Genomic DNA, 13,543 nt, shown 5'->3' on the forward strand with positions numbered 1-13,543 from the left:
GTGACAAAAGGGACAGTTCAACTTGAACTGTCCCTTTCATATTCTTATGATAATTTATGAAGAACTAATGCATTACTTAATGTTGCAAACTCTTCAATAGATAGCGTTTCGCCTCTTCGCTTTGGATCAATTCCTACTTCTGTTAAAATTCGATCCAATAACTCCTTATCTTTCGGGAAACCATTTAAATTATTTGATAAATTATTCATTAAAGTTTTACGGCGCTGTGCGAAACTTGCTCGTACTACTTCAAAGAAAAACGTTTCATCTGTCACCTCTACAACCGGTTTAGGACGCTTTAGAAGGCGGATAATTGCAGAATCAACGTTTGGCTGTGGTACAAACACTGTACGCGGTACAGTCATAACTGTTTCAACCTCTGTATAGTACTGAATGGCAATCGATAAAGAACCATACTCTTTCGTTCCAGGTTTAGCAGCTAAACGATCTCCAACTTCTTTTTGCATCATAACAACAAATCCACGAACTGGTAACTTTTCTTCAAGCAATTTAAATAAAATTGGCGTTGTAATATAGTACGGTAAGTTAGCTACTACCATTACATCTTGCCCTTCTTCAAATTGCTCATTAAATACTTCATGTACATCTGCTTTTAGTACGTCTTTATTAATAACTGTAACATTACCATATGGCGCTAACGTCTCATCTAAAATTGGTAATAGTCTTTGATCAATTTCAAAAGCCACTACTTTTTTAGCACGCTTCGCTAATTGCTCTGTTAATGCACCAATACCTGGTCCAATTTCAATTGCACCACTTTCTGAACCAATTTCTGCATGATCGACAATACGATTTAATACATTTGTATCAATTAAAAAGTTTTGTCCTAAACTTTTTTTGAATGAAAATCCATACTTTTCAACAATGTCTTTTGTACGATTTGGCGTTGCGATATCCTTCATTTTTTTTCCTCCTGTATTACTTGCTTATAAGCTTCTGCAAATGATTCCTTTGAAACTTGAAACATCTGTAATCGTTTATGTAACTGTTTTGCATTTGTATAACCAATCTTTAATAGCTTACCCATTCTTTCTCTGCGGCTCTTTGCCATTTCTCCGCCCACTAAGCCTGCATCGACTAAATCACTCCAACTAATTTCACTTGTGTAAGCTTCCATTTCTTCATGTATATTCTCTAGAGCACGGCGAATCGACTCATTAGAAGCATGTTCAATCCCAACACCCTTTTTCCTTTTAGCAAGCGCTTCTTCCTTCGGTAAAAAAGCATGCTTACAGCCAGGAACCTTGTCAGAAATAATTTTTCGAATACGCTCTCCAGGATAATCCGGATCTGTGAAAATAATAACGCCCCTTTTTTGCTGCGCTAATTTAACTTGCTCAATAACATGATCACCGATTGCTGAACCGTTCGTTTCAATTGTATCCGCATCAACAGCACGCTTAATCGCAACTGTATCATCTTTACCTTCTACAACGATAATCTCTTTTATTTTCATGCTTGCCTCCACACTCATTTCGTCTCTACTTAGTAAAACAAAAAAATGACGACTTTTCCATTATTATTTTCCCCATTCTTATATTTTAAAAAATAGAATAGAAAAATCTTTGTTCTCTGTCCTTATTGTAACACTTCATCATTCACATTTATTTTCTTGATTACTTCTACTAGTTTTTCTCAAAATAAAAAAGAACAGGTTTCACCCGTTCTTTTTATTCAACACCAAATAAAACTTTTGCATTTTTAGTTGTCATTTCTGCTACTTCCTCATAAGAAATTCCTTTTAAATTCGCAATTTCTTCTGCTACGAGTTTTACATAACTCGGTTCATTTCGTTTCCCGCGAAATGGATGCGGCGTTAAATAGGGACAATCCGTCTCTATTAACAATTTCTCTAATGGAATCTCCGTAGCAACTTCTTTCGGTTTCTTAGCGTTTTTAAATGTAACTGGTCCACCTAACGAAATTAAAAAGTTCATATCAACACATCGCTCTGCTACTTCTACGCTACCGCTAAAGCAATGCATAATGCCTCCTACTTCAGCTGCATTCTCTTCTTCTAGAATATCGACAATATCTTGAGTTGCATCGCGGTTATGTATAATAATCGGCAAATTTACTTTTTTCGCTAATGCAATTTGTTTACGAAATACTTCTTTCTGTATTTCTTTTGGAGACTTATCCCAGTGATAATCTAAGCCCATTTCTCCAAGTGCAACGACTTTAGGATGAGAAGCAAGTTCTTCTAACCAAGCTAAATGTTCTTCTGTCATGTCGATTGCATCAACTGGATGCCAGCCAACCGCAGCGTAAATAAAATCATAGGCTTCAGCTAATTCCATCGCCTTTTTTATCGTTACTTCATCAAAACCAACAACAACTGTATAAGTAACTCCCGCTTCTTTCATTCGGGCAATAACCTCTTGCAAATCTTCTTCGAATTGCTCTGCATTCAAATGTGAATGTGTATCAAACAACATAATACATAACTCCTTTTATATTGAAATCAAGTTTATTCTACAAAAATAAGTTCTTTAATAACTTAACGATAACAATACTACAATCTTAATGCAAAAATAGAGAGTGTAAAAAGAAAAAAGACGCTTCACACATGTTACACGTGAAACATCTCTTTTCTTGTCTTAATTACTTGATTTTTGTACCATTTGGTAGATTTTGGTCAATTGATGCTAATGACAATACGCCATTCTCTTCACCCGCTAAAATCATACCTTGCGATAATTCACCGCGTAATTTTACAGGTTTTAAGTTTGTTACACAAATAACCTTTTTACCTTTTAAGTCTTCCGGCGAATAGAATTTTGCAATTCCAGAAACAACTTGACGCTTTTCTGTGCCTAAGTCTAGTTGAATTTTTAACAACTTGTCTGCTTTTTTCACAGGTTCAGCAGATAGTACTTCAGCTACGCGTAATTCTACTTTAAAGAAATCATCAATTGTAATTTCTTCTGCCTTCGGTTCTTCTTCTTTTTTCTCTTCTACTTTAGGAGCAGAGCTTTTCATTTGTTCTTTAATGTACTCTACTTCCACTTCCATTTCTAAACGAGGGAAAATTGGGTTTCCTTTTTCTACTTTTGTTCCAGCTGGAATGCAGCCAATTGTAGATAGACTTTCCCAAGATTTATGAGCTTCATCAGTAAGGCCAAGCTGAGCAAACATCTTGCTTGGTGCTACTGTTAAGAATGGCATAAGCATAATACCTGTTTGACGAAGTACTTCTGCTAAATGAGCCATTACAGAAGCTAACTTTTCACGATCATTCTCATCTTTTGCTAATACCCATGGTTGTGTTTCATCAATATATTTATTCGTACGACTAACTAGTTGCCAAATAGATCCTAACGCTACAGAGAACTCCATATTCTCCATTGCTTCTTCTACTTTTTTCAAAGTATCTTGTGCAAACGCTACTAACGTTTCATCAAATTCCGTCACATTTTCTTTAAATGCAGGGATTTCTCCGTTAAAATACTTATCAATCATAGCTACTGTACGATTTAATAAATTACCTAAGTCATTTGCTAAGTCGAAATTAATACGCTCCACAAATCCTTCTGGTGTGAATACACCATCAGATCCAAATGGAACTTCACGAAGTAGGTAATAACGTAATGCATCTAATCCGTAACGATCGATTAATGTAACTGGATCTACTACGTTTCCTTTTGACTTACTCATCTTTCCATCCTTCATTAAAATCCAGCCATGAGCAAAGACTTTCTTCGGAAGAGGTAAATCTAATGCCATTAAAATTATCGGCCAATAAATTGTATGGAAACGAACAATTTCTTTCCCAACTAAATGCACATCTGCAGGCCAGAATTTTTTATATTTCTCTTCATTTGCTGTTCCATAACCTAACGCCGTAATATAATTAGATAATGCGTCAACCCATACGTAAATAACATGTTTTGGGTTACCAGGAACACGAACTCCCCAGTCAAATGAAGTACGAGAAACCGCTAAATCTTCTAATCCTGGTTTAATAAAATTATTAATCATTTCATTTTTACGAGACTCCGGCTGAATGAAATGTGGATTATCTTCATAGAACTTTAATAGTCTGTCGACATATTTACCCATTCTAAAGAAATAAGATTCTTCACGAACAAGTTCTACATCATGACCACTATCTGGGCTTTTTCCTCCAACTACTTTGTCGCCTTCCATAATTGGATCTACTAATTGATGCTCTGTATAGAACGTCTCATCTTGTACAGAATACCAACCTTCATATTCATCAAGATAAATGTCACCTTGATCTACTAATTGCTTAAAGATTTTTTCGACAACATCTTTATGACGATCTTCAGTTGTACGAATAAAATCATCATAAGAAATATCCATCTTCTCCCAAAGCTCTTTAATTCCTGCAACAATGTTATCAACATATGCCTGTGGCGTAATATTTAACTCTTCTGCTTTCTTTTGGATCTTCTGTCCATGCTCATCAGTTCCTGTTAAATAATGCACACTATAACCTTGCATACGCTTATATCGTGCCATCGCATCTCCTGCTACTGTCGTATAAGCATGTCCAATGTGTAATTTTCCACTTGGATAATAAATTGGGGTAGTAATATAAAAGGACTTATTTTCCTCTGTCATTGTTTTGGACCTCCCGAATAACCTCATATGTATTTATAAACAGTATATCAAAAACTCATATATAAAGTGAAACTTTAATCAGTAGGGTTTTTGTTCCTCCCCACTAATTATTAGCCCACATTAATTGGGCTTTTACGAGCAGCCCAAATCTAACTTATCTTCTTTATGCCAACCTAATTTTAAATTTAGGTCTTAATGCTCGATATCTTTATCATCTATTGCTCATATTTCACAAAAATATACAATCTCCACTTTTAATTTATTATTTTTTCAGAAAATAATGTAAATAATTGTGGAATTTCCTCTCAATCTATTATATATAAGAAATAAGAAATCTATAAATCTTTTTAAAAAATATAGAATTTAAGAATTGACGGAAATGTAAATGATTGGTATCATATGTCCATAGGGTATTTTGTCGAAAAATGACGAATCTAAAAATAGACTCGAAACTTATAAACTATTTATTTAGGAGGAAAAAAATTATGAAATCTACTGGTATTGTTCGTAAAGTTGATGAATTAGGTCGTGTAGTAATTCCAATCGAATTACGCCGTACTTTAGGTATTGCAGAAAAGGACGCTCTTGAAATCTATGTTGATGACGAAAAAATCATCTTAAAGAAATATAAACCAAACATGACTTGCCAAGTAACTGGTGAAGTATCTGACGGTAACCTTTCTTTAGCTGAAGGTAAAATCATCTTAAGCAAAGAAGGCGCTGAGCAAATCTTAAACGAACTTCAAGATTATATCGAAACAGCAAAATAAGCTTCTCAATTATGAGAAGCTTATTTTTTATCGACATGATAGATTTGATATACATCTCTTTTCGACAAATCTCGATCTTTAGCGACTGTTTTAATCGCTTCTTTTGAATTCATACTTTTTTCATTTATATAATATTCAATATGATCATATACCGAAAGAGATTCCCACCATTGTTCTTCTGGAGCAGGTTCTTCTGTTGAACCAGCTACTAAAATACAAAACTCACCACGTACTTCATTTTGCTTCGTCCACTCAATTGCTTCTTCGATTGTCCCTCGAATAAATTCCTCAAATTTTTTAGTTAACTCTCGACATAATACAATCTCTCTATTTCCCAACACTTCCTGCATCGAAATTAAAGTATCGTCTAAACGATGAGGCGCTTCATAAAACATCATTGTAGTTTGTACATAACGAAGCTTTTCTAACTCCATCTTTCGTTCCTTTTTGTTTCTCTGCAAGAAACCATAGAAATAAAACTGCTTTGTTTCAAGACCGGATGCAATTAATGCTGTAAGGGCTGCATTTGCTCCAGGAAGCGGAATTACATGATATTGCTCAGCTACTGCCTCAACGACAATATCGTAACCTGGATCAGAAATACACGGCATACCAGCGTCGCTAACAAGTGCTACATTCTTTCCATCCTCTAATTTCTCTAATAGTTTCTTCCCACTTACTTCTTTATTGTGCTCATGATAACTCGTAACAGGTGTTTCAATTTCAAAATAATTACAAAGTTTTTTCGTTTGTCTCGTATCTTCAGCAGCAATTAAATCAACTTCTTTTAAAATTCGGATTGCACGAAATGTCATATCTTCTAGATTTCCAATAGGAGTTGGTACTAAATATAAAACTCCCTTTTCATTTTGTTGAAAGCTTTTTTGTTGCCACATAGCGTTCTCCTTTTTGCATATATGCCTCTTTTTGTTTTCTCGTTAATTGCTTAAAGTAATACTCCGCTTGCATAGCTGTACGCTTATCATCGTGGGTCTCTACATATTTTAAAACAACAGGAAGCCTGACGCGTGTATACTTAGCCCCTTTGCCGCTATTATGAGTCTGTATTCTCTTTTCTATATGGTTTGTATATCCAGCATAATAACTTCCATCAGAGCACTCTACCACATAAAAAAAGTGCTTATTCTTCTCCATATAAAATCGAACGTAGCTCCTTTGTATATTCGTTATTGTTCTCATATACAACGAGAGGCGGTAAAATTTTCAAATCTGCATTTCCATCCTTAATTCCTTCAATTAACAATGTATTTGCTTCTTTTCCAACCTTAGGATAAACAAATTGCACACGCTTTGGTTCAATTTTATATTTACGCATTAATGTGACAATGTCTAGTAATCGCCCTGGACGATGTACAAACGCTACTTTCCCACCTTGTTTTACTAACTGACTACTTACAGATACAACATCTTCTAATGTACACATAATTTCATGACGAGCTATCGCTAAATGTTCATTCATATTTTTCTCTGAAGTTTGAGGTGTTTGAAAATATGGTGGATTACATGTAACAACATCATATTGATGACGCCCAAGTTTCTCTGGCATATCTTTCAAATCTCCATGTATGAGGTGAATTCTTTCCTCCAACCCATTGTATTGAACACTTCTTACTCCCATATCATATAAGCGTTCTTGAATTTCCACCCCAGTAATATTTCCTTTTGTTCTTGTACTTAATAGAAGGGGAACAACCGCGTTACCTGTACACAAATCAAGTAAATTCCCCTTTTGAATTGGTACCCATGCAAAATCTGCAAGTAAAACGGCATCTAAAGAAAAATTAAATACTGATGGGCTTTGTATAATCTTCATGTCTTGTGCTAATAAGTAATCTAAACGTTCATCTTCATATAAATTCATATACTGCTCCTTTTCTTACCCTTAACCTACCCTATTTCATGTATAAAAAATTACCTTTCCAATTATAATTGGAAAGGTAATTTCACTTTTTATTTAAGAATGACAGACAGAATAAACAATCTCCCTCTTTACGTACACTTCCATAATGTAGATTGCAAATATGAAAACCTTCTTGATACAGTCTCGCTAAATTGTCATAGCCTTCACCAATATCTGTTTTCGGCTTCACTTCTTTACGTTTTTGAGTTTTTTGTTTTTCTTTATTCTGCACTTCTTCAAAACGGTGTCGCAAATTGTTATTTTCCATTTTTATATGCTGGTTTTCTTCCAACAACTCTGCAAGATGCTGTTTTAACTCTCCCAACTGTTTATATAAATGTCCAATTTGCTCTTCCATACTAGAAACCGATTCAAAAATATCTTTTTTCTCCACAAGCACCCACCTCATTAATCTGTGGTTTGACTCGAAACGACCCCTTTATTCACTAACTCATCTAACGTATATTCTACTATCCGTTCCTTGTCTACTAGTTCCACTTGAATTAATCTTTCTAAAATATTTAATCCGATAACACGGCCAGTACCATGCGGGGTTTGTATACGTTGATCTAAATCAGGAAGTTGTTCCTTTGCTGCCTCATATTCATCATTCTCATATTTTAAGCAACACATTAAGCGACCACATAAACCAGAGATTTTTGCAGGATTTAATGATAAATTTTGATCCTTTGCCATTTTAATGGATACAGGTTCAAAATCCCCTAAAAAAGTAGAACAACAAAGCATACGACCACATGGACCAATACCACCTAGCATCTTCGCTTCATCACGAACACCAATTTGTCTTAGTTCAATTCTTGTTCTAAAAATTGCGGCTAAGTCCTTCACTAGTTCGCGGAAATCGATCCGACCATCCGCAGTAAAATAGAAAATAATCTTATTACGATCGAATGTATACTCTACATCTACAAGTTTCATATCAAGATTATGCTCTACTACCTTTTGTTGACAGACTTGATATGCTTCTTTGGCAGCATGTTTGTTCTCTTCAACAATGGTACGATCATTTTCATTTGCAATACGAATAACCTTTTTTAGCGGTAATACAACGTCGTTTTCATCAACTTGTTTTTTGGTAATAACTACTTTTCCGTATTCAATACCTCTTACCGTTTCTACAATGACAAACTCATTTTCAGAGATATCGAACTGGTTTGGATCAAAGTAATATACCTTTCCGGCCTTCTTAAAGCGAACACCTACTACATCATACAAAACGGTCATCCCTCCTGCAACCGCAACACTAACTGTTCGAACACAAGCTGCGCATTTACATTAGCGTTGATTCTATTTTTTGCCTCTAATATATTAAAGAGAGCTGATACAATGCGCTTCTGAGCATAGGAAAACGATTCAAACATCTCTTTCTGATCATGAAAAACAAGACGATCTTCTTCTCCAAGTTGAACATATAATAAATCCTTATAAATAAGGAGTAACATATCTAAACCTTGCTGTAATTGTTCTTTCTCTCCAAAGTGTTTTCCCCATTTTTCTTGTACAAAAAAAATAGAGGTTTTATCTTTTTCGAGCGCTTCACATAATTTTATCACTAAAGCTCGTGCTTGTGCAAACCATTCATCACTACATAAAGCTAAAGCTTCATCAAAACTATTTGTAAGTTGAGCAGCAAGTGTCGATAAAGATGCTGTAATCCCTTCATCCTGTAATCTTCTAATTAAAGATTCCGTAGGTAACGGTCTAAACGTAACAACTTGGCAACGAGATAAAATCGTATTTAAAATTTGATGACTTTGTTCAGTAAGTAAAATAGCAGTTGTATCACTACTTGGTTCTTCTAAAAATTTCAAAAGTGTATTTGCCGCATTTGCTGTCATACGATCTGCGTGCTCAATAATATATAATTTTTTATTTGCCTCTAATCCTGTTTTTGAAAACTCTTCTTGTAAATCATGAATTTGCTGCTTTTTAATAGATAATCCGTCTGGTTTTACAATATGTAAGTTAGGGTGGTTACCTGAATCAATTCGCTTACAGTTTGTACATACATGGCAGGGCTCTACCCCATTCCGCTCAGAACAGAGGAAACTCTTTGCCATTTGAATTGCTGTCGCAAACTTTCCTGTCCCTTTCCCTCCCTCTAACAAGTAAGCGTGGGATATACGCTCTTTTGCAATGCTATTCATCAACATTTTTACACCGATGGGTTGTATAGCAGAAAGCTGCTCCCACGTCTTCGTCATAATGCATACCTCACTTATTTCATTCTTTCCTTCTATTATAACAATTTATCTTCTATAATCTGAACAACTTCTTCTATAAGTTTTTCCATCGGCTGATCAGCATTTACCAATACAATACGATCCGAGAAACGTTCTACAACTTGTAAATACCCTTCGCGCACACGTTTATGGAAAGAGATATCTTCCATATCTAGTCGATTTACTTCACGTCCTGCATCTTTTTCAATCCGAGCCAAACCAACCTCAGGCTCAATGTCTAGATAAATTGTTAAACTAGGCATACAGTCCTCTGTTGCGAAACGATTTATTTCAAATACCTTATCCATACCCAATCCTCTTGCATAGCCTTGGTATGCTAAAGAGCTATCTATAAAACGATCACATAACACGAGGTAGTTCTCATTAAGTGCTGGCATAACTTTTTCTACTAAATGTTGTCTGCGCGCAGCAGCATAAAGAAGCGCTTCTGTACGTGCTTCCATCATCGTATATTCTTGTTTATGTAAAATCGTCCTAATGTCCTCAGAAATTGCAATACCGCCTGGTTCCCTTGTCGCCATTACCTTTTGTGCTTTTTTTTCAAAATATGGCAATAAGCTTTTAATTAACGTTGTTTTACCTGAACCTTCTGGGCCCTCAATTGTTACAAATAATCCCTTCATCCTAAAACCTACTTTCTATATCATACACGTTCATATATTTCGTATTACCTTGAAAACGAGCTCCTGCTCTCTCTAAATACATAATTTGCTCTTTATGCTCTGAAGTAATTCTCTCTCCATACATAATCAATGGAATTCCAGGTGGATACGGAATCACCATTTCCGCCGCTATCATTCCAACAGCCTCTTCTATAGATACTATCTTTGTTTCATATCCGTCTAGTTGTTTATACGTATACGGTAAAAGAGAGAATTCACCTTTATAAGTATAACGAATAGATTCCCTCTTGTCTTTCACCTCATAATGTTGCAATGCTACTCGGATCATCTCTATAACCTTCATATATCCCTCATTTACTTGTAAGGGTAAAATAAATAGGACATTGTACGGATCAGCCATCTCTGTATATATACCGACCTTTTCAAATACAGACTGTAATTCGTACCCTGATAACTGACAACGAGTTTGTACGGTGACCTTTAACTCATCTTGCAACGGATATTCTAAAATGGCGATTTGGGGAATAGAACGTAATTGTTCCTTAAATCTTCGTAAAAACTCAACAATTTCACTGTGACCTTCTTCTTTTATACGCGCCATTGTAAAGCGTGCTATATCCAAGGAAGCCATAATTGGATACGATGGACTACTAGATTGTAGCATACTTAAATAAGTAGTAACCTTCTCTTCGTCTACTAAGTGACTATTTATATGTAAATAGGAACCCATTGTCATTGCGGGTAATGTTTTATGTGCAGAATGAACTACAATATCTGCACCATATGTTAATGCTGACTTTGGGAATGGTTCTCCCAAGCACAGATGTGCCCCATGTGCCTCATCTACCAAAACAGGGATTTTATGTGCATGTGCAAAAGCGATGCTTGCCTCTAGATCCATACCCATACCATAATAATTAGGATGCGTTAAAATGAGTGCTTTCGCATTTGGATACTTTTCAATTGCTTTCTTAATAATTTCGTTACGAACTCCCACCGGTACGTTATAAGCTTCATCAATCCATGGATCTAAAAAAATGGGATTTGCTCCCGCAAGTTTTAAAGCATTAATAATTGATTTATGGCAATTTCTTTGTACAAGAACAATATCATGTTCCCCACAACAAGACAAAATCATTGCTAAGTTCCCGACTGTTGAACCATTAATTAAAAAATAGCTCCTCTTTGTATTATAAACTTCAGCCAATAATTGTTGTGCCTCATCTATACATTCAAACGGACTATGCAAATCATCTAGTCCTGCTAACTCAGTTACATCAATAGATAGAATATCTTTAAACTCTCTTATTGCCTCCTGAGGGAAGTTTAAACCATTCTTATGACCTGGAACATGAAAGGATAACGGCCCTCTTTCTTTAAACTCTATTAACGCCTCATATAAAGGCATACGATTTTGATTCATCTACATCTCTTCCTTATTATTCATTCTCTATCTATTATACAGAACAAAAAAAATAATAGGCATATGCCTATTTAAAAATATGATACTTCTAATTTTCGAAGCTGCTTTAAATAATGTATATATTTCGGATCATCTGTCTCTGTATTCACCATATCCTTTTCACATTCATAGCATATTAAATTATTATAAACATATATACCTTCTTTTCTTTTTGTCTCACAAACAATACAAACTTCACTTTGTAATTTCATAGCCTTCCCTCCCTATTTTAGTGAACCTATTTTATACTTCTAATCCTTAACAATTTACAGAAAAATATACACCCATCTCTTATATAATATGATTAACTCTTGGGCAACGTGTTTGTATCACCCTTACTTCTTTCCCGTTCTTTTTAACAATACAAAAAAACACAAGTCAAATGACTTGTGTTTTTAGTTGCTTGGCGACGTCCTACTCTCACAGGGACAAGGTCCCAACTACCATCGGCGCTAGAGAGCTTAACTTCCGTGTTCGGTATGGGAACGGGTGTGACCTCTCTGCCATCATCACCAAACTATGAAGGCATATTCCTTCAAAACTAGATAACATTTGCTACATATTATATGGTTAAGTCCTCGATCTATTAGTATTCGTCAGCTCCACATGTCACCATGCTTCCACCTCGAACCTATCAACCTGATCATCTTTCAGGGATCTTACTAGCTTACGCTATGGGAAATCTCATCTTGAGGGGGGCTTCATGCTTAGATGCTTTCAGCACTTATCCCTTCCGCACATAGCTACCCAGCTATGCCCTTGGCAGAACAACTGGTACACCAGCGGTGCGTCCATCCCGGTCCTCTCGTACTAAGGACAGCTCCTCTCAAATTTCCTACGCCCACGACGGATAGGGACCGAACTGTCTCACGACGTTCTGAACCCAGCTCGCGTACCGCTTTAATGGGCGAACAGCCCAACCCTTGGGACCGACTACAGCCCCAGGATGCGATGAGCCGACATCGAGGTGCCAAACCTCCCCGTCGATGTGGACTCTTGGGGGAGATAAGCCTGTTATCCCCGGGGTAGCTTTTATCCGTTGAGCGATGGCCCTTCCATGCGGAACCACCGGATCACTAAGCCCGACTTTCGTCCCTGCTCGACTTGTAGGTCTCGCAGTCAAGCTCCCTTATGCCTTTGCACTCTACGAATGATTTCCAACCATTCTGAGGGAACCTTTGGGCGCCTCCGTTACACTTTAGGAGGCGACCGCCCCAGTCAAACTGCCCACCTGACACTGTCTCCCGGGTCGATAAGACCCGTAGGTTAGAATTTCAATACAGTCAGGGCGGTATCCCACCAGCGCCTCCACCGAAGCTAGCGCTCCGGTTTCAATGGCTCCCGCCTATCCTGTACAAACTGTACCAAAATTCAATATCAGGCTACAGTAAAGCTCCACGGGGTCTTTCCGTCCTGTCGCGGGTAACCTGCATCTTCACAGGTACTATAATTTCACCGAGTCTCTGGTTGAGACAGTGCCCAAATCGTTACACCTTTCGTGCGGGTCGGAACTTACCCGACAAGGAATTTCGCTACCTTAGGACCGTTATAGTTACGGCCGCCGTTTACTGGGGCTTCAGTTCAGAGCTTCGCTTACGCTAACCCCTCTCCTTAACCTTCCAGCACCGGGCAGGTGTCACCCCCTATACTTCGCCTTACGGCTTCGCAGAGAGCTGTGTTTTTGCTAAACAGTCGCTTGGGCCTATTCACTGCGGCTTTCCGTTAAGAAAGCACCCCTTCTCCCGAAGTTACGGGGTCATTTTGCCGAGTTCCTTAACCAGAGTTCTCTCGCACACCTTAGGATTCTCTCCTCGCCTACCTGTGTCGGTTTGCGGTACAGGCACCTTTTATCTCGCTAGAAGCTTTTCTTGGCAGCGGGGAATCAAAGACTTCGC

Annotated in this window: 14 protein-coding genes and 2 rRNA genes (1 of these 16 only partly in view); 1 reads left to right on the forward strand and 15 read right to left on the reverse strand. The window is 37.0% G+C overall.

Going from position 1 to position 13,543, the window contains the following annotated elements; genetic code table 11:
• Positions 1-44: 44 nt before the first annotated feature.
• The 4 genes from rsmA to metG form a co-directional block, all read right to left on the reverse strand.
• Positions 45-923, reverse strand: coding sequence for a 16S rRNA (adenine(1518)-N(6)/adenine(1519)-N(6))-dimethyltransferase RsmA (gene rsmA, locus B9A45_RS01480; protein WP_000651548.1), 879 nt, complete (start codon positions 921-923; stop codon positions 45-47).
• Positions 920-1,477, reverse strand: coding sequence for a ribonuclease M5 (gene rnmV / locus B9A45_RS01485; protein ID WP_000692835.1), 558 nt, complete (start codon positions 1,475-1,477; stop codon positions 920-922). The genes rsmA and rnmV overlap by 4 nt, the downstream gene beginning before the upstream one ends.
• 214 nt (positions 1,478-1,691) lie before the next feature.
• Positions 1,692-2,459 carry a TatD family hydrolase gene (locus B9A45_RS01490; RefSeq protein ID WP_000895843.1) on the reverse strand — a complete coding sequence of 256 codons (768 nt, stop codon included), beginning with the start codon at positions 2,457-2,459 and terminating at the stop codon, positions 1,692-1,694.
• A 166-nt stretch (positions 2,460-2,625) separates the two neighbouring features.
• Positions 2,626-4,635: a methionine--tRNA ligase gene (metG, locus tag B9A45_RS01495; protein ID WP_084063814.1), complete on the reverse strand. Its 2,010-nt coding sequence runs from the start codon at positions 4,633-4,635 to the stop codon at positions 2,626-2,628.
• A 458-nt stretch (positions 4,636-5,093) separates the two neighbouring features.
• Here metG and B9A45_RS01500 point away from each other — a divergent pair, with 458 nt between their 5' ends.
• Positions 5,094-5,378, forward strand: coding sequence for an AbrB/MazE/SpoVT family DNA-binding domain-containing protein (locus tag B9A45_RS01500; RefSeq protein WP_000843036.1), 285 nt, complete (start codon positions 5,094-5,096; stop codon positions 5,376-5,378).
• 20 nt (positions 5,379-5,398) lie between these two features.
• Here the strand turns inward: B9A45_RS01500 and rsmI are convergent, their stop codons facing one another.
• From rsmI to B9A45_RS01555, 11 genes are all read right to left on the reverse strand, one after another.
• A complete protein-coding gene (rsmI, locus tag B9A45_RS01505) occupies positions 5,399-6,274 on the reverse strand; it encodes a 16S rRNA (cytidine(1402)-2'-O)-methyltransferase (RefSeq protein ID WP_000267821.1) in 876 nt (291 codons plus the stop codon).
• Entirely contained in the window at positions 6,243-6,533 is a 291-nt protein-coding gene (locus tag B9A45_RS01510) for a GIY-YIG nuclease family protein (protein ID WP_000414350.1), read from the reverse strand. Before B9A45_RS01510 ends, rsmI begins: the two co-directional genes overlap by 32 nt.
• Positions 6,520-7,260, reverse strand: coding sequence for a tRNA1(Val) (adenine(37)-N6)-methyltransferase (locus B9A45_RS01515; RefSeq protein ID WP_001055367.1), 741 nt, complete (start codon positions 7,258-7,260; stop codon positions 6,520-6,522). The genes B9A45_RS01510 and B9A45_RS01515 overlap by 14 nt, the downstream gene beginning before the upstream one ends.
• A gap of 82 nt (positions 7,261-7,342) precedes the next feature.
• Positions 7,343-7,693 (reverse strand): DNA replication initiation control protein YabA, encoded by a 351-nt coding sequence (gene yabA, locus B9A45_RS01520; protein WP_000412063.1) that lies wholly within the window; start codon positions 7,691-7,693, stop codon positions 7,343-7,345.
• Positions 7,694-7,707: 14 nt separating this feature from the next.
• The gene (locus B9A45_RS01525) at positions 7,708-8,535 is read right to left on the reverse strand and encodes a PSP1 domain-containing protein (protein ID WP_000272429.1); all 828 of its coding nucleotides are present in this window, start codon (positions 8,533-8,535) and stop codon (positions 7,708-7,710) included.
• Between the two features lie 5 nt (positions 8,536-8,540).
• Positions 8,541-9,524, reverse strand: a complete 984-nt coding sequence (gene holB / locus B9A45_RS01530; protein ID WP_000169563.1) for a DNA polymerase III subunit delta' — start codon at positions 9,522-9,524, stop codon at positions 8,541-8,543.
• Positions 9,525-9,559: 35 nt separating this feature from the next.
• Positions 9,560-10,186, reverse strand: a complete 627-nt coding sequence (gene tmk, locus B9A45_RS01535; RefSeq protein ID WP_000677214.1) for a dTMP kinase — start codon at positions 10,184-10,186, stop codon at positions 9,560-9,562.
• 1 nt (position 10,187) lies between these two features.
• Complete coding sequence (locus B9A45_RS01540) at positions 10,188-11,609, reverse strand: aminotransferase class I/II-fold pyridoxal phosphate-dependent enzyme (RefSeq protein WP_084063815.1); 1,422 nt, start codon at positions 11,607-11,609, stop codon at positions 10,188-10,190.
• 71 nt (positions 11,610-11,680) lie between these two features.
• Positions 11,681-11,860 carry a sigma factor G inhibitor Gin gene (locus tag B9A45_RS01545; protein WP_000776279.1) on the reverse strand — a complete coding sequence of 60 codons (180 nt, stop codon included), beginning with the start codon at positions 11,858-11,860 and terminating at the stop codon, positions 11,681-11,683.
• Between the two features lie 189 nt (positions 11,861-12,049).
• Positions 12,050-12,165, reverse strand: a 5S ribosomal RNA gene (gene rrf, locus B9A45_RS01550).
• Positions 12,166-12,214: 49 nt separating this feature from the next.
• Positions 12,215-13,543 (reverse strand): 23S ribosomal RNA (locus B9A45_RS01555) (it continues 1,593 nt past the right edge of the window).

The sequence above is a fragment of the Bacillus sp. JKS001846 genome, assembly GCF_900176455.1.
Taxonomy (GTDB): Bacteria; Bacillota; Bacilli; order Bacillales; family Bacillaceae_G; genus Bacillus_A; species Bacillus_A cereus.